Origin of the sequence: Flavobacterium covae (assembly GCF_001534645.1) — a bacterium.
GTDB classification, from domain to species: domain Bacteria; phylum Bacteroidota; class Bacteroidia; order Flavobacteriales; family Flavobacteriaceae; genus Flavobacterium; species Flavobacterium covae.
In genome coordinates this window covers 2,418,248-2,433,960 of the sequence record NZ_CP013992.1, presented here as the reverse complement: position 1 = coordinate 2,433,960, position 15,713 = coordinate 2,418,248, and the positions used below count along the sequence as shown (strand labels likewise).

The following is a 15,713-nucleotide window of genomic DNA, read 5'->3' as shown; positions in this document are numbered from 1 at the left end:
TTATATATACCTTTGCAGCCCGCGTAAATAGCGGGATTTTATAAACTAGTAAATAATTTAGTATTAATTATGCCAACAATTCAACAATTAGTAAGAACTGGAAGAGCCAAATTAACTAAGAAGAGTAAATCGGCTGCTTTGGATTCTTGTCCTCAAAGAAGAGGGGTTTGTACGCGTGTATATACTACAACGCCTAAAAAGCCAAACTCTGCAATGCGTAAAGTTGCGCGTGTACGTTTGACTAACGGTAATGAAGTAAATGCTTACATCCCAGGAGAAGGACACAATCTACAAGAGCACTCGATAGTATTAGTTAGAGGTGGAAGGGTAAAAGATTTACCAGGAGTTAGATACCACATCGTACGTGGTGCTTTGGATACTGCCGGAGTTAACGGTCGTTTACAAAGAAGATCTAAATATGGTGCTAAACGCCCTAAAGACAAAAAGTAATTTTTAATTAAGTAAAGAGTGAAAAGTGAAAAGTAATTAGTGAAAAGCGAAGAGCTGTAAACTTGAAACTTCAAACTTGAAACTTGAAACTTTAAAAAAGTAACAAAAAGAAATGAGAAAAAGACAGGCCAAAAAAAGACCTCTTTTACCAGATCCAAAATTTAACGATCAATTAGTTACACGTTTTGTGAACAACTTAATGTGGGATGGTAAAAAATCGACTGCTTTTGCAGTATTCTACGATGCTTTAGAGATCGTTGAAACTAAAAAGCAAGATGCTGAAAAGACATCATTAGAAATTTGGAAAGATGCTTTAACTAATGTTATGCCTCACGTAGAAGTTCGTTCTCGTCGTGTGGGAGGTGCTACTTTTCAAATACCAATGCCAATTCGTCCAGATAGAAAAATTTCTATGTCGATGAAATGGTTAATTCTTTATGCTAGAAGAAGAAATGAGAAATCTATGGCAGCTCGTTTAGCGTCTGAAATTTTAGCTGCGGCTAAAGAAGAAGGTGCTGCTGTTAAGAAAAGAATGGATACTCATAAAATGGCGGAAGCTAATAAAGCATTCTCTCACTTTAGATTTTAATTCGTAAAGAAATGGCAAGAGATTTAAAATATACTAGAAATATTGGTATTGCTGCTCACATCGATGCAGGTAAAACTACCACTACAGAGCGTATCTTGTTCTATACAGGTAAGTCTCACAAAATTGGTGAGGTGCACGATGGTGCTGCTACTATGGACTGGATGGCTCAGGAGCAAGAAAGAGGTATTACTATTACTTCTGCAGCTACAACTTGTACTTGGAATTTTCCAACTGATCAAGGTAAAAACATTGCAGAATCTAAGCCTTACCACTTTAATATTATCGATACTCCAGGTCACGTTGACTTTACAGTAGAGGTAAACCGTTCATTACGTGTATTAGATGGTTTAGTATTCTTGTTTTCTGCAGTTGATGGTGTTGAGCCTCAATCTGAGACAAACTGGAGATTAGCTGACCAATATAGAGTTCCTCGTATGGGATTCGTAAATAAAATGGATCGTCAAGGTTCTAACTTCCTTAATGTGTGTCAACAAGTTAAGGATATGTTACGTTCTAATGCAGTAGCTATTACATTGCCAATCGGTGAGGAAAACGATTTTAAAGGAGTAGTTGACTTGGTGAAAAATCAAGCTATTGTATGGCATGATGAAACACAAGGTGCTACTTTTGATATTATTGATATCCCTGCGGATATGGTTGATGAAGTAAAGGAATATCGTTCTAAATTAATTGAAGAGATCGCTTCTTATGATGAAAACTTATTAGATAAGTACATGGAAGATGAAAATTCAATTACTGAAGACGAAATTAATAACGCGTTACGTGCTGCGACTATTGATATGGCTATTATTCCAATGTTATGTGGATCTTCATTCAAAAACAAAGGAGTTCAGTTCATGTTGGATGCAGTTTGTAAATATTTACCATCTCCTTTAGATAAAGAAGGTATCGAAGGTATTCACCCTGATGATGCAGATTTATTAGAAGAAGATCAAACTAAAATCTTACGTCGTCCAGATGTAAAAGAGCCGTTTGCTGCTTTAGCATTTAAAATTGCTACTGACCCTTATGTAGGTCGTTTAGCATTCTTCCGTGCTTATTCTGGTCGTTTAGATGCTGGTTCTTATATCTTAAACACGCGTTCAGGAAATAAAGAGCGTATCTCTCGTATCTACCAAATGCACGCTAACAAGCAAAATCCAATCGAATATATCGAGGCAGGTGATATTGGAGCGGCAGTAGGTTTCAAAGATATCAAGACAGGTGATACAATGTGTGATGAGAAAAATCCTATCATCCTTGAATCAATGAAATTCCCTGATCCAGTAATTGGTATCGCTATTGAGCCTAAAACAAAAGCTGACGTAGATAAAATGGGTATGGCTTTGGCTAAATTAGCTGAAGAAGATCCAACATTTACAGTTAGAACTGATGAGGCTTCAGGTCAAACGATTATCTCTGGTATGGGTGAGCTTCACTTAGATATCTTAGTAGACCGTATGAAACGTGAGTTCAAGGTTGAAGTAGATCAAGGAGAGCCTCAGGTAGAGTACAAAGAAGCCTTTACAAAATCTGCGCAACACCGTGAAGTTTATAAAAAACAATCGGGTGGACGTGGTAAATTCGGTGATATCGTTTTCCGTTTAGAGCCAGCTGAAGCAGGGGCTGTCGGGTTAACGTTTGTTAATGAAGTTAAAGGTGGTAACGTTCCTAAGGAATATATTCCAGCTGTTGAAAAAGGTTTCAGAGAAGCTATGAAACAAGGTCCTTTAGCAGGATATGTTGTGGATAGTTTAAAAGTAACTTTATTAGACGGTTCTTACCACGCGGTGGATTCAGATGCTTTATCTTTTGAATTAGCTGCTAAATTAGGTTACAAAGAAGTGGCAAAAGCTGCTGGAGCTGTAATCCTTGAGCCAATCATGAAAATTGAAGTTATCACTCCAGAAGAAAACATGGGTGATATCGTAGGTGACTTAAACCGTCGTCGTGGTCAAGTAAATGATATGGGTGATAGAAACGGTGCTAAGACTATTAAAGCAAACGTTCCATTATCAGAAATGTTTGGTTATGTAACTACTTTAAGAACATTATCTTCAGGTCGTGCTACATCAACAATGGAATTTTCTCACTACGAAGAAACTCCATCTAACATTTCAGAGGCAGTAATTAAGAAAGCTAAAGGTAACGCTTAATTTTTAAGAAAATGAGTCAAAAAATCAGAATAAAATTAAAATCTTACGATCATATGTTGGTTGATAAATCAGCAGAAAAAATCGTAAAAACTGTAAAAAGTACAGGTGCAGTAGTTACTGGTCCAATTCCATTACCTACTAACAAAAAGATTTTCACTGTGTTACGTTCTCCGCACGTAAACAAAAAATCAAGAGAACAATTCGAAGTGAGTTCATATAAAAGATTGTTAGATATTTATTCTTCATCTTCAAAAACGATCGACGCTTTAATGAAATTAGAGCTTCCAAGTGGAGTAGAAGTTGAAATTAAAGTGTGATAAATCACTTAAATTAAAATATTTAAGCATTATGTTTTGATATTCAAAACATAATGCTTACTTTTGCGCACTCAAAATTAGAGTTTTATATATTATTAATAATTAATTATTTAAGTATGTCTGGGTTAATCGGAAAGAAAATCGGAATGACTAGCATCTTCGACGAGAACGGGAAAAATATCCCTTGTACTGTTATTGAAGTTGGTCCTTGCGTTGTTACCCAAGTCAGAACCAATGAGGTTGACGGGTATGAGGCTCTTCAACTTGGTTTCGATGACAAATCTGCAAAGCACACTACAAAAGCTGCTGAAGGTCACTTCAAAAAGGCTGGGACAGTTGCGAAAAAGAAAGTTGTTGAATTCCAAGGGTTTGAAAATGAGCACAAATTAGGTGATGTGATCACTGTAGACTTATTCGCTGAAGGTGAATTCGTAGATGTTCAAGGTGTTTCTAAAGGTAAAGGTTTTCAAGGGGTTGTAAAACGTCACGGATTTGGTGGTGTTGGACAAGTTACTCACGGTCAGCACAACCGTTTAAGAGCACCAGGTTCAGTAGGTGCTTCATCTTATCCTTCTAGAGTATTCAAAGGAATGCGTATGGCTGGAAGAATGGGTGGAGACAATGTTAAAGTTCAAAATCTTAGAGTTTTAAGAGTAGTTGCTGAAAAGAACCTACTTGTTGTTAAAGGATGTGTTCCTGGGCATAAAGACTCTTATGTAATCATTCAGAAGTAATGGAAGTAAAAGTATTAGATATCAACGGAAAAGATACTGGAAGAAAAGTACAGCTTTCTGATTCAGTTTTCGCAATTGAGCCTAATAACCATGCTCTTTACTTAGATGTGAAACAATATTTGGCTAATCAACGTCAAGGGACACACAAAGCTAAAGAAAGAGCTGAAGTTGCTGGTAGTACTCGTAAAATTAAAAAACAAAAAGGAACTGGTACTGCTCGTGCAGGATCTAAAAAGAGTCCTTTGTTTAAAGGAGGAGGAACTGTTTTCGGTCCAAGACCAAGAAACTATTCTTTTAAATTAAATAAAGCATTAAAGCGTTTAGCTCGTAAATCTGCTTTAGCTTTAAAGGCGAAAGAATCTAACTTAATCGTATTAGAAGACTTCGGTTTCGAAGCTCCAAGTACTAAAAATTTCATTAACGTGTTAAAAGCGTTAGGGTTAGAAAACAAAAAATCATTGTTCGTTTTAGGTGGTGAAAACAAAAATGTTTATTTATCATCTCGTAACTTACAAAAATCTTCTGTAATCACTAACTCAGAATTAAGTACTTATGCGATATTAAACGCAAATAATTTAGTTCTTTTAGAGGGATCTTTAGAAGGAATCGAACAAAATTTAAGCAAATAATAGGCCATGAGTATCATTATAAAACCTATCGTTACAGAAAAAGTAACTAAAGACGGAGAAATATTCAACCGTTTTGGTTTCGTTGTAGATAAAAAAGCTAACAAAGTTCAAATTAAGAAAGCTGTTGAGGCTGCTTATGGTGTAACTGTTGTAGAGGTAAATACAATGAATGTACGTCCAGATCGTACTACTAAATATACAAAAAGTGGTATGATATCAGGGAAAACTAATGCTTATAAAAAAGCAATCGTACAAGTTAAAGAAGGAGAAACAATTGATTTTTACAACAACTAAGTAAAGTAAGATGTCAGTAAGAAAATTAAAACCTATTACCCCAGGTCAGCGTTTTAGAGTTGTTAATGGTTTTGACGCCATTACTACTGATAAGCCGGAGCGTTCATTAATCGCGCCGAAAAAATCATCTGGAGGTAGAAATAGTCAAGGAAAGATGACTATGCGCTATACAGGCGGTGGTCACAAACAAAGATATCGTATCATTGATTTCAAAAGAACTAAAGATGGTATTCCAGCTACAGTGAAATCAATTGAGTATGATCCAAACAGAACTGCTTTTATCGCGTTATTAGCTTATGCTGATGGTGAAAAAAGATATATCATTGCTCAAAATGGTTTAAAAGTAGGACAAACTGTTATTTCAGGTGCTGATGTAGCTCCAGAAATCGGGAACACTATGCCATTAAGCAAAATTCCTCTAGGAACAGTAATTTCTTGTATTGAGTTACGTCCAGGTCAAGGTGCAACAATCGCTCGTTCGGCAGGTACATTTGCTCAGTTAATGGCTCGTGATGGTAAATATGCTACTATCAAAATGCCTTCTGGAGAAACAAGATTAATCTTATTAACTTGTACTGCAACAATCGGAGCAGTTTCTAACTCTGACCACCAGTTAATTGTTTCTGGTAAGGCAGGTAGATCTAGATGGTTAGGTAGAAGACCAAGAACTAGACCGGTAGCAATGAACCCAGTTGATCACCCAATGGGTGGTGGTGAAGGACGTTCATCTGGAGGTCACCCACGTTCAAGAAAAGGTTTACCAGCTAAAGGTTATAGAACCCGTGCTAAACAAAACCCGAGCAACAAGTATATTGTAGAACGTAGAAAGAAATAATAAGATATGGCACGTTCATTAAAAAAAGGACCTTTCGTACACTATAAATTAGAGAAGAAAGTATTGGAGAATGCTGAAGCAGGAAACAAGAATGTTGTTAAAACTTGGTCTAGAGCTTCAATGATTACTCCTGATTTCGTAGGACAAACAATCGCAGTTCACAACGGTCGTCAATTTGTTCCAGTATATGTTACTGAAAACATGGTAGGACACAAGTTAGGTGAGTTTTCACCAACTAGATCTTTTAGAGGTCACGCTGGAGCTAAAAATAAAGGTAAAAAATAAAAGAAGACATGGGAGTTCGTAAAAGAGAAACAGCAGAGGCAAGAAAAGAGGCTAATAAGTCTATCGCATTTGCTAAGTTAAATAACTGCCCTACTTCACCTAGAAAAATGCGCTTAGTAGCAGACTTGGTAAGAGGTCAGAAAGTTGAGAATGCACTAAACATATTACGTTTTAGTCAAAAAGAAGCTTCAAGAAAATTAGAAAAACTTTTATTATCTGCAATCAATAACTGGGAGCAAAAAAATAGTGAAGGTGATGTAGCTGAAGCAGGCTTATTTGTAAAAGAGATCAAAGTGGATGGTGGTATGATGTTAAAAAGATTACGTCCAGCACCACAAGGTCGTGCACACAGAATTAGAAAACGTTCTAATCACGTAACAATCGTATTAGGATCAATTAATAACACACAAAGCAATTAATAAAGATGGGACAAAAGACTAATCCAATCGGAAATCGCCTTGGTATCATCAGAGGATGGGATTCTAACTGGTATGGTGGTAATGACTACGGTGATAAAATCGCTGAAGATTACAAAATCAGAAAGTATATCCACGCTCGTTTATCAAAAGCTAGTGTGTCAAAAGTAATCATCGAGAGAACTTTAAAACTTGTAACCGTTACTATCACTACTGCTAGACCTGGTATCATTATCGGGAAAGGTGGTCAAGAGGTAGACAAGTTAAAAGAAGAACTTAAGAAAATTACTGACAAAGAGGTTCAAATCAACATCTTTGAAATCAAAAGACCTGAGTTAGACGCTTATTTAGTTGCTAATAGCATCTGTCGTCAAATTGAAGGTCGTATTTCTTACAGAAGAGCAATCAAAATGGCTATTGCAGCTTCTATGAGAATGAACGCTGAAGGTATCAAAGTAATGATTTCTGGTCGTTTAAATGGTGCTGAAATGGCACGTTCAGAAAGTTTCAAAGAAGGACGTATTCCTCTATCAACTTTCAGAGCTGACATTGATTATGCTTTAGCTGAAGCGCATACTACTTATGGTAGAATGGGGGTTAAAGTATGGATCATGAAAGGTGAAGTTTACGGTAAAAGAGACCTTTCTCCACTTGTAGGTATGGATAAAAAAGCTGCACAAGGTGGTAAAGGTGGTGATGCTCCACGTGGTGGAAAATCAAACGGTAAACAAGGAGCTCGTAAAAGAAAGTAATTTTTAAATTAAAGAAAAATGTTACAGCCTAAAAGAACAAAATACCGTAAGGTACAGAAAGGTAGAATGAAAGGGAACTCTAATAGAGGTCACGAACTTTCAAATGGAATGTTTGGAATTAAATCGGTTCACGAAACAGGTGCTTTCTTAACTTCACGCCAAATCGAAGCGGCTCGTATTGCAGCAACTCGTTATATGAAACGTGAAGGGCAATTATGGATCAAAATTTTCCCAGACAAACCTATCACTAAGAAGCCTCTTGAAGTACGTATGGGTAAAGGTAAAGGTGCAGTTGAATACTGGGCTGCTGTTGTTAAACCAGGAAGAATTATGTTTGAGGTAGGTGGCGTACCACTAGCAGTTGCAAAAGAGGCTTTACGTCTTGCAGCTCAAAAATTACCAGTAAAAACTAAATTCGTCGTTGCTAGAGATTTCGAAGCATAATATAAGAAGATTATGAAACAATCAGAAATTAAAAATCTATCTGCAGCTGAGTTACAAGAAAAGCTAGTTCAATTAAAAAAGACTTATGCCGACCTGAAAATTGCTCATGCTATTTCTCCAATCGAGAATCCACTTCAAATTAGAAGTATCAGACGTTCAGTAGCGAGAATCGCAACTGAATTAACTAAAAGAGAGCTTCAATAAATAGTATTCAGCTGAAAAGATGGAAAAAAGAAATTTAAGAAAAGAGAGAGTTGGTGTTGTTACTTCTAACAAAATGGATAAGTCTATTGTTGTTTCTCAAGTAACTAAAGTAAAACACCCATTATATGGTAAGTTCGTGTTAAAAACTAAGAAATATGTTGCACACGACGAAAAGAATGACTGTAACATTGGTGATACAGTGAAAATCATGGAAACTCGTCCATTAAGTAAAACTAAGTGTTGGAGATTAGTTGAAATCATTGAAAGAGCGAAATAATTATGGTACAACAAGAATCAAGACTAAAAGTAGCAGATAATACGGGAGCTAAAGAAGTTTTAACTATCCGTGTTTTAGGTGGAACAAAAAGACGTTACGCCTCAGTTGGTGACAAAATTGTAGTAGCTATCAAAGATGCAACTCCTAACGGAAACGTTAAGAAAGGTGCGGTTTCAACTGCAGTTGTTGTTAGAACTAAAAAAGAAGTAAGAAGAGCAGATGGATCTTATATCCGTTTCGATGATAACGCTTGTGTGTTGTTAAATGCAGCAGGTGAAATGAGAGGAACTCGTGTATTCGGTCCAGTAGCTAGAGAACTTCGTGAAAAACAATTCATGAAAATTGTATCATTAGCACCAGAAGTGCTTTAATTATTATTACGATGATGAAGCTAAAAATAAAATCAGGTGACACTGTAAAGGTTATCGCAGGTGACCACAAAGGTGCTGAAGGTAAGGTTTTACGTGTAATTCGTGAAAAAAACAAAGCGGTAGTTGAGGGGGTAAATATAGTGTCTAAACACACTAAGCCAAGTGCTCAAAATCCTCAAGGTGGAATCGTTAAAAAAGAAGCTCCTATACACGTTTCAAACTTAATGTTAGTAGATGCTAAAGGTAATGCTACTAAAGTTGGTTTTAAAGTAGAAGGAGATAAGAAAGTAAGATTTTCAAAAAAATCTAATCAAGTATTATAGTGATGGCTTATATACCTAGACTAAAAGAAGAATATAAGAGCAGAGTAATTGCTGCTCTTACAGCTGAATTCGGTTACAAAAACGTAATGCAAGTTCCTAAATTGGAAAAAATCGTTTTAAGTAAAGGAGTTGGTGCAGCGGTTTCAGATAAAAAACTTATCGAATATGCTGTAGAAGAATTGACAAAGATTACTGGTCAAAAAGCAGTAGCTACTATTTCTAAAAAAGACGTTGCGTCTTTTAAATTAAGAAAAGGGATGCCAATTGGTGCAAAAGTAACTTTACGTGGAGAAAGAATGTATGAGTTTTTAGATCGTTTGATCACCGCTTCATTGCCACGTGTGAGAGACTTTAACGGTATTAAATCTACAGGTTTTGACGGTAGAGGAAATTACAACCTTGGAGTTCTTGAGCAAATTATCTTCCCTGAAATTGATATCGATAAAGTAAATAAAATTACGGGTATGGATATTACTTTCGTAACATCTGCACAAACAGATAAGGAAGCAAAATCATTATTAGCTGAATTAGGTTTACCTTTTAAAAAGAATTAAGACATGGCTAAAGAATCAATGAAAGCCCGCGAGGTGAAAAGACAAAAAACGGTAGAAAAATATGCAGAGAAAAGAAAAGCTTTGTTAGAAGCTGGAGATTATGTATCTTTGCAAAAATTACCAAAGAATGCTTCGCCAGTTCGTTTGCACAATCGTTGTAAATTAACAGGTAGACCAAGAGGGTATATGCGTCAATTCGGTATTTCACGTGTAACTTTCCGTGAAATGGCAAACCAAGGATTGATACCAGGAGTTAGAAAAGCTAGCTGGTAAGATTATAAAAGAGATTATTAACAGGTTATAGGTTCAACCCACGAGTGTGGGTTGAAAACCATAACCGCAATTTTGTTTATATGTATACAGATCCAATTGCGGATTTCTTAACAAGAATTAGAAATGCTTCGAAGGCAAGCCACAAAGTGGTAGAGATTCCTGCATCTAATCTTAAAAAAGAAATCACAAAAATCTTATTCGATCAAGGTTATATCCTTAGCTACAAATTCGAAAATGAGACTGTTCAAGGAACAATCAAAATCGCTTTAAAGTATGATAAAGATACTAAGGAAGCGGTAATCAAGAACATTCAAAGAATTAGTAAACCAGGTTTACGTAAGTATGCAGGTGCCACTAAATTACCTAGAATTTTAAATGGTTTAGGCGTTGCTATTGTTTCTACTTCTAAAGGAGTAATGACTGACAAGCAAGCTAGACAGTTAAATGTAGGTGGTGAGGTAATTTGTTACGTATACTAAAAAAGAGTTAAGAGATGTCAAGAATAGGTAAAAGTCCAATCGCCATTCCTGCTGGAGTAACTGTAGAATTAAAAGATTCAGTTATTACTGTAAAAGGGAAATTAGGAGAGCTTTCTCAAGAGATTACTGACAACGTAACAGTAACTATTGAAGAAAATCAGGTTCTTGTTTCAAGAGCTGCAGATAGCAAAGAAGAAAGAGCTCAACATGGTTTATTTAGAGCTTTAATTAATAACATGATTACTGGTGTATCTACTGGTTTTACAAAAGAATTAGAATTAGTAGGTGTTGGATACCGTGCTTCTAATCAAGGGAATAAACTTGATTTAGCTTTAGGGTATTCTCATAATATCGTTTTAGAAGTAGCTTCAGAGGTAACTGTGGAAACTGTTTCTGAAAAAGGTAAAAATCCTATTGTAAAGCTAACTTCTTATGATAAACAATTATTAGGGCAAGTAGCGGCTAAAATCCGTTCTTTCCGTAAGCCTGAACCATATAAAGGAAAAGGTATTAAGTTTGTAGGTGAAGTATTAAGAAGAAAAGCAGGTAAATCAGCTTAAAAATTAAGATTATGTCATTAACAAAATCTGAAAGAAGACAAAGAATACAGTACAGAATTAGAAAAATTGTAAGCGGTACAGCTGCAAGACCTCGTTTATCTGTATTCAGAAGTAACAAAGAAATCTATGCTCAGCTTATAGATGATGTAAATGGTGTTACATTATTAGCAGCTTCTTCTCGTGAAAAAGAGGTGGATGCTAAAGGTACTAAAATTGAAGTAGCAGCAGTAGTTGGAAAATTACTTGCTGAAAAAGCTTTAAAAGCAGGTATCGATACAGTAACATTTGATAGAGGTGGTTATTTATACCATGGTCGTGTTCAATCATTAGCAGAAGGCGCTAGAGCGGCTGGATTAAAATTCTAAGAAATTATGTATCATAATTATAAAAACGTAGAACTAGTAAAACCAGGAGGTCTTGAATTGAAAGATCGTTTGGTTAGTGTTAATCGTGTTACTAAAGTTACTAAAGGTGGTAGAGCATTTGGTTTTTCAGCTATCGTAGTAGTAGGTGACGAGAACGGTGTAGTGGGTCACGGATTAGGAAAATCTAAAGACGTTTCTGAAGCTATTGCAAAAGCAGTAGAAGATGCTAAGAAAAACTTAGTAAGAATTCCTTTGAGTGGACAATCTGTGCCACACGAACAAAAAGGTAAGTTTGGTGGAGCTAGAGTATTATTAATGCCAGCTTCTCATGGTACTGGAGTAATTGCAGGTGGTGCTGTACGTGCGGTTCTTGAATCAGTAGGAGTTCACGATGTATTATCTAAATCTCAAGGTTCTTCTAACCCTCATAATGTGGTAAAAGCAACTTTTGATGCTTTACTGCAAATGAGAAGTGCAGTTACTGTGGCTAAACAAAGAGGAGTATCTTTAGAGAAAGTATTCAAAGGTTAATTCAAGGAAATTATGGCTAAGATATTAGTAAAACAAGTAAGAAGCATTATTAATTGTCCTCAGGATCAAAAGAGAACAATGCAAGCTTTAGGACTTCGTAAAATGGGTCAAGTAGTTGAGCATGAAGGAACTCCTGCTATCCTTGGAATGGTAAATAAAGTTAAACACTTAGTTTCTACAGAAGAAACTAAATAACAAATGACTGTTATGAATTTAAGTAATTTACAGCCAGCTGAAGGTTCAACACATAACCAAAATAAAAGAGTAGGTAGAGGAGAAGGTTCTGGTAAAGGTGGTACTGCTGCACGTGGTCACAAAGGAGCTAAATCTCGTTCAGGTTACTCTAAAAAAATTGGTTTTGAAGGAGGGCAAATGCCTCTTCAAAGACGTGTTCCTAAGTTTGGTTTCAAAAATATCAATAGAGTTGAATATCAAGGTGTAAACTTAGATACTTTACAAGCTCTAGTTGATAATGGTGTTGTAACTGATACAGTAGATTTTGCTACTTTAGTTGCAAATCGTTTAGCTACTAAAACTGAAGTTGTTAAGATTTTAGGTAGAGGTGAGCTTAAAACTAAATTAAAAGTTAGTGCACACAAATTCACAGCATCTGCTAAAGCAGCTATTGAAGCAGCTGGAGGAGAAGCTATAGAATTATAAATTTTCTAGACACGATGAAAAAATTTATTGAATCGTTACAAAACGTTTGGAAAATTGAGGAACTAAGAAACAGAGTCCTATTTACATTAGGACTTCTGTTAGTTTATCGTTTCGGAGCTCACGTAACATTGCCGGGAATTGATGCGACTAAGTTGCAAGGGTTAACCAATCAGACTGATAAAGGTATTGGTTGGTTAATTAATGTATTTACGGGAGGTGCTTTTTCACAAGCATCTGTTTTTGCGTTGGGTATAATGCCTTATATTTCTGCTTCAATTGTAGTTCAGTTAATGGGAATCGCTATCCCTTATTTACAAAAATTACAAAAAGAAGGAGAAAGTGGAAGAAAAAAGATGAACCAAATTACAAGATGGTTAACTATTGGTATTACGTTAATTCAAGGTCCTGGTTATATTTATAACTTATACCGTACTTTACCAGGTGAAGCATTTTTATTAGGATTTAATTCATTTGCTTTCTTGTTCTCATCTGTATTAATTTTAACTACTGGTACTTTATTTGCGATGTGGTTAGGTGAAAAAATTACAGATAAAGGTATCGGAAACGGTATTTCGTTGTTAATCTTAGTAGGTATTGTTGCTCGTTTACCACAAGCATTTGCTCAGGAGTTTTCATCTGCTGTTTCTCAAAACAACGGAGGTTTAATGAAGATTGTTGTAGAAATCATCGTGTGGTTACTTGTCATTATTGCCTGCGTTTTAATGACTATGGCAGTTAGAAAAGTGGCAGTGCAATATGCACGCCGTACCGTTTCTGGAGATCTAGAGCAAGACTTGATGGGGGGTAATCGTCAATTTATTCCTTTGAAGTTGAATGCTTCAGGTGTTATGCCAATCATTTTTGCGCAAGCTATTATGTTTATACCTGCTGCCGTGGCTGGTTTATCATCTTCTGAAACAGCTCAATCGATCAGTACAAGATTCCAAAATATATTTGGTTGGGAGTATAATTTAGTGTTTGCTACGTTAATTGTAATTTTTACGTACTTTTACACTGCTATTACTATGCCAACAACAAGAATGGCTGATGATTTAAAGAGAAGTGGTGGTTTTATCCCAGGAGTTAAGCCTGGAATGGAAACAGCTGACTTTTTAGATCATGTGATGTCTTTAATTACATTCCCAGGAGCTATCTTCTTAGCATTGTTAGCTGTGTTCCCAGCTATTGTTATGAATGTGTTAGGAGTACAGCAACAATGGGCATTGTTCTTTGGTGGTACATCACTCTTGATTTTGGTTGGAGTTGCAATAGATACAATTCAACAAATCAATTCATACTTGTTGAATCAGCATTATGATGGTTTGATGAAAACAGGTAAAAACAGAAAAGCAGTAGCTTAATATGGCAAAACAATCAGCAATTGAACAAGATGGAACAATTATAGAGGCATTGTCCAATGCCATGTTCCGTGTAGAATTAGAAAACGGGCATGTTGTAATTGCTCACATTTCTGGAAAAATGCGTATGCACTACATCAAATTGTTACCTGGTGACAAAGTGAAACTAGAAATGAGCCCTTACGATTTGTCTAAAGCAAGAATTACTTATAGATACTAAAATGAAAGTAAGAGCATCAATTAAGAAGAGAAGTGCGGAATGCATTATCGTTCGTAGAAAAGGAAGATTATACGTTATTAACAAAAAGAATCCTAGATTTAAACAAAGACAAGGATAATTATGGCAAGAATAGCAGGGGTAGATATACCTAAAAACAAAAGAGGTGTCATCGCTTTGACATATATCTTCGGAATTGGAAAAAGTAGAGCTATCAAAATCTTAGAGAAAGCTCAGGTAAGCCAAGATAAAAAAGTGTCTGAATGGAATGACGATGAAATCGGTGCAATCCGTGAAGCGGTTTCTTATTACAAAATTGAAGGAGAATTACGTTCTGAAACATCATTAAACATCAAACGTTTAATGGATATCGGATGTTACAGAGGAATCCGTCACAGATCTGGTCTTCCTTTAAGAGGTCAAAGAACTAAGAACAATTCTAGAACAAGAAAAGGTAAAAGAAAAACTGTTGCTAACAAGAAGAAAGCAACTAAATAATAATTAGTAATATGGCGAAAGCAAATACAAAAAAACGTAAAGTTGTTGTTGAGTCTACTGGTGAGGCACACGTAAGTTCAACTTTTAACAACATCATCATTTCTTTAACAAACAAGAAAGGTGAAGTTGTAGCTTGGTCATCTGCTGGTAAAATGGGTTTCAGAGGTTCTAAAAAGAATACTCCGTATGCAGCTCAAATGGCAGCAGAAGATTGCTCAAAAGTTGCTTTAGAAGCTGGTCTTAAAAAAGTGAAAGTGTTTGTAAAAGGACCTGGAAACGGAAGAGAATCAGCAATCCGCTCAATCCATAACTCAGGTATCGAAGTGACAGAAATTATTGACGTTACTCCATTACCACACAACGGATGTCGTCCTCCAAAAAGACGTAGAGTTTAAGGATGTTTGAATTTTTAACATCTTTATAGTTTGATTTAATTAAGTATAACTAGGTTGAATATAGATTATCGGAGGATAAATAAGACCTGAATTCATAATCTCAACCTTAAAAATGTATTAGAAATGGCAAGATATACTGGTCCAAAAACTAAAATTGCTCGTAAATTTGGCGAAGCAATCTTCGGAGATGACAGAGCCTTCGAAAAAAGAAACTACCCTCCAGGGCAACATGGTTTAGCTAAAAAAAGAGGTAAAAAATCTGAATATGCTGTTCAGTTAATGGAAAAGCAAAAAGCTAAATATACTTATGGTATTTTAGAAAAACAATTCAGAAATTTATTCGAAAAAGCTTCTGCTGCTTCTGGTGTAACAGGTGAAATCCTTTTACAATTATGTGAAGCTCGTTTAGATAACGTAGTTTACAGAATGGGTGTGGCACCTTCAAGAAGAGCTGCTAGACAAATTGTAACTCATAGACATATTACAGTAAATGGTGAAGTGGTTAACGTTCCTTCTTACCATTTAAAACCAGGTGACAAAGTTGCTGTTCGTGAAAAATCTAAATCTTTAGAATCAATCGAACGTTCTTTAGCTGCTGCTTCTCAAGTATATGAGTGGATCGTGTGGAATAATGATACAAAAGAAGGTACTTTTGTTTCTGTTCCTCAAAGATTACAAATCCCTGAGAACATTAAAGAACAACTAATTGTCGAATTGTACAACAAATAATAATAATTGACATCAGTC

30 protein-coding genes are annotated in these 15,713 nt (G+C 35.7%); all 30 read left to right on the top strand.

What is annotated here, in order from left to right; genetic code table 11:
- Positions 1-69: 69 nt before the first annotated feature.
- Positions 70-450, top strand: a complete 381-nt coding sequence (gene rpsL / locus AWN65_RS10830; RefSeq protein WP_014166289.1) for a 30S ribosomal protein S12 — start codon at positions 70-72, stop codon at positions 448-450.
- A 112-nt stretch (positions 451-562) separates the two neighbouring features.
- Positions 563-1,039, top strand: coding sequence for a 30S ribosomal protein S7 (rpsG, locus tag AWN65_RS10825; protein WP_060383168.1), 477 nt, complete (start codon positions 563-565; stop codon positions 1,037-1,039).
- Between the two features lie 11 nt (positions 1,040-1,050).
- A complete protein-coding gene (gene fusA, locus AWN65_RS10820; RefSeq protein ID WP_060383167.1) occupies positions 1,051-3,195 on the top strand; it encodes an elongation factor G in 2,145 nt (714 codons plus the stop codon).
- A gap of 11 nt (positions 3,196-3,206) precedes the next feature.
- Positions 3,207-3,512 (top strand): 30S ribosomal protein S10, encoded by a 306-nt coding sequence (rpsJ, locus tag AWN65_RS10815; protein ID WP_014166286.1) that lies wholly within the window; start codon positions 3,207-3,209, stop codon positions 3,510-3,512.
- 116 nt (positions 3,513-3,628) lie between these two features.
- On the top strand, positions 3,629-4,246 hold the full coding sequence (gene rplC / locus AWN65_RS10810; protein ID WP_060383886.1) for a 50S ribosomal protein L3: 618 nt from the start codon (positions 3,629-3,631) through the stop codon (positions 4,244-4,246).
- On the top strand, positions 4,246-4,875 hold the full coding sequence (rplD, locus tag AWN65_RS10805) for a 50S ribosomal protein L4 (protein WP_060383166.1): 630 nt from the start codon (positions 4,246-4,248) through the stop codon (positions 4,873-4,875). Before rplC ends, rplD begins: the two co-directional genes overlap by 1 nt.
- 6 nt (positions 4,876-4,881) lie before the next feature.
- The gene (rplW, locus tag AWN65_RS10800) at positions 4,882-5,169 is read left to right on the top strand and encodes a 50S ribosomal protein L23 (protein ID WP_060383165.1); all 288 of its coding nucleotides are present in this window, start codon (positions 4,882-4,884) and stop codon (positions 5,167-5,169) included.
- 10 nt (positions 5,170-5,179) lie between these two features.
- Positions 5,180-6,004, top strand: coding sequence for a 50S ribosomal protein L2 (rplB, locus tag AWN65_RS10795; protein ID WP_060383164.1), 825 nt, complete (start codon positions 5,180-5,182; stop codon positions 6,002-6,004).
- Positions 6,005-6,010: 6 nt separating this feature from the next.
- On the top strand, positions 6,011-6,289 hold the full coding sequence (rpsS, locus tag AWN65_RS10790; RefSeq protein ID WP_014166281.1) for a 30S ribosomal protein S19: 279 nt from the start codon (positions 6,011-6,013) through the stop codon (positions 6,287-6,289).
- An 8-nt stretch (positions 6,290-6,297) separates the two neighbouring features.
- Complete coding sequence (gene rplV / locus AWN65_RS10785; RefSeq protein ID WP_060383163.1) at positions 6,298-6,708, top strand: 50S ribosomal protein L22; 411 nt, start codon at positions 6,298-6,300, stop codon at positions 6,706-6,708.
- Positions 6,709-6,713: 5 nt separating this feature from the next.
- Positions 6,714-7,457: a 30S ribosomal protein S3 gene (rpsC, locus tag AWN65_RS10780; protein WP_060383162.1), complete on the top strand. Its 744-nt coding sequence runs from the start codon at positions 6,714-6,716 to the stop codon at positions 7,455-7,457.
- Between the two features lie 18 nt (positions 7,458-7,475).
- Complete coding sequence (rplP, locus tag AWN65_RS10775) at positions 7,476-7,901, top strand: 50S ribosomal protein L16 (protein WP_060383161.1); 426 nt, start codon at positions 7,476-7,478, stop codon at positions 7,899-7,901.
- A 12-nt stretch (positions 7,902-7,913) separates the two neighbouring features.
- Positions 7,914-8,105: a 50S ribosomal protein L29 gene (gene rpmC / locus AWN65_RS10770; RefSeq protein WP_060383160.1), complete on the top strand. Its 192-nt coding sequence runs from the start codon at positions 7,914-7,916 to the stop codon at positions 8,103-8,105.
- A gap of 19 nt (positions 8,106-8,124) precedes the next feature.
- Positions 8,125-8,382 (top strand): 30S ribosomal protein S17, encoded by a 258-nt coding sequence (rpsQ, locus tag AWN65_RS10765; protein WP_060383159.1) that lies wholly within the window; start codon positions 8,125-8,127, stop codon positions 8,380-8,382.
- A gap of 2 nt (positions 8,383-8,384) precedes the next feature.
- A complete protein-coding gene (gene rplN, locus AWN65_RS10760) occupies positions 8,385-8,753 on the top strand; it encodes a 50S ribosomal protein L14 (RefSeq protein ID WP_014166275.1) in 369 nt (122 codons plus the stop codon).
- Positions 8,754-8,764: 11 nt separating this feature from the next.
- Complete coding sequence (rplX, locus tag AWN65_RS10755) at positions 8,765-9,076, top strand: 50S ribosomal protein L24 (protein ID WP_060383158.1); 312 nt, start codon at positions 8,765-8,767, stop codon at positions 9,074-9,076.
- A gap of 2 nt (positions 9,077-9,078) precedes the next feature.
- Positions 9,079-9,630 (top strand): 50S ribosomal protein L5, encoded by a 552-nt coding sequence (gene rplE, locus AWN65_RS10750; protein WP_060383157.1) that lies wholly within the window; start codon positions 9,079-9,081, stop codon positions 9,628-9,630.
- Positions 9,631-9,633: 3 nt separating this feature from the next.
- Positions 9,634-9,903 (top strand): 30S ribosomal protein S14, encoded by a 270-nt coding sequence (gene rpsN / locus AWN65_RS10745; RefSeq protein ID WP_014166272.1) that lies wholly within the window; start codon positions 9,634-9,636, stop codon positions 9,901-9,903.
- An 80-nt stretch (positions 9,904-9,983) separates the two neighbouring features.
- Entirely contained in the window at positions 9,984-10,382 is a 399-nt protein-coding gene (rpsH, locus tag AWN65_RS10740) for a 30S ribosomal protein S8 (RefSeq protein WP_014166271.1), read from the top strand.
- A 14-nt stretch (positions 10,383-10,396) separates the two neighbouring features.
- A complete protein-coding gene (rplF, locus tag AWN65_RS10735) occupies positions 10,397-10,942 on the top strand; it encodes a 50S ribosomal protein L6 (protein ID WP_060383156.1) in 546 nt (181 codons plus the stop codon).
- Between the two features lie 11 nt (positions 10,943-10,953).
- Positions 10,954-11,307 carry a 50S ribosomal protein L18 gene (gene rplR, locus AWN65_RS10730; RefSeq protein ID WP_060383155.1) on the top strand — a complete coding sequence of 118 codons (354 nt, stop codon included), beginning with the start codon at positions 10,954-10,956 and terminating at the stop codon, positions 11,305-11,307.
- Between the two features lie 6 nt (positions 11,308-11,313).
- The gene (rpsE, locus tag AWN65_RS10725) at positions 11,314-11,838 is read left to right on the top strand and encodes a 30S ribosomal protein S5 (RefSeq protein WP_014166268.1); all 525 of its coding nucleotides are present in this window, start codon (positions 11,314-11,316) and stop codon (positions 11,836-11,838) included.
- Between the two features lie 12 nt (positions 11,839-11,850).
- Positions 11,851-12,033 (top strand): 50S ribosomal protein L30, encoded by a 183-nt coding sequence (gene rpmD / locus AWN65_RS10720; RefSeq protein ID WP_060383154.1) that lies wholly within the window; start codon positions 11,851-11,853, stop codon positions 12,031-12,033.
- 12 nt (positions 12,034-12,045) lie between these two features.
- Complete coding sequence (gene rplO / locus AWN65_RS10715; protein ID WP_060383885.1) at positions 12,046-12,498, top strand: 50S ribosomal protein L15; 453 nt, start codon at positions 12,046-12,048, stop codon at positions 12,496-12,498.
- 14 nt (positions 12,499-12,512) lie between these two features.
- The gene (gene secY / locus AWN65_RS10710; protein ID WP_060383153.1) at positions 12,513-13,859 is read left to right on the top strand and encodes a preprotein translocase subunit SecY; all 1,347 of its coding nucleotides are present in this window, start codon (positions 12,513-12,515) and stop codon (positions 13,857-13,859) included.
- Between the two features lies 1 nt (position 13,860).
- Positions 13,861-14,076 (top strand): translation initiation factor IF-1, encoded by a 216-nt coding sequence (infA, locus tag AWN65_RS10705; RefSeq protein ID WP_026725626.1) that lies wholly within the window; start codon positions 13,861-13,863, stop codon positions 14,074-14,076.
- Between the two features lies 1 nt (position 14,077).
- Positions 14,078-14,194 (top strand): type B 50S ribosomal protein L36, encoded by a 117-nt coding sequence (gene ykgO / locus AWN65_RS10700; RefSeq protein WP_014166264.1) that lies wholly within the window; start codon positions 14,078-14,080, stop codon positions 14,192-14,194.
- A 2-nt stretch (positions 14,195-14,196) separates the two neighbouring features.
- Positions 14,197-14,571 carry a 30S ribosomal protein S13 gene (rpsM, locus tag AWN65_RS10695; protein WP_060383152.1) on the top strand — a complete coding sequence of 125 codons (375 nt, stop codon included), beginning with the start codon at positions 14,197-14,199 and terminating at the stop codon, positions 14,569-14,571.
- A gap of 11 nt (positions 14,572-14,582) precedes the next feature.
- Positions 14,583-14,966 carry a 30S ribosomal protein S11 gene (rpsK, locus tag AWN65_RS10690; protein ID WP_060383151.1) on the top strand — a complete coding sequence of 128 codons (384 nt, stop codon included), beginning with the start codon at positions 14,583-14,585 and terminating at the stop codon, positions 14,964-14,966.
- A gap of 123 nt (positions 14,967-15,089) precedes the next feature.
- Positions 15,090-15,695, top strand: coding sequence for a 30S ribosomal protein S4 (gene rpsD, locus AWN65_RS10685; RefSeq protein WP_060383150.1), 606 nt, complete (start codon positions 15,090-15,092; stop codon positions 15,693-15,695).
- Positions 15,696-15,713: the final 18 nt, after the last annotated feature.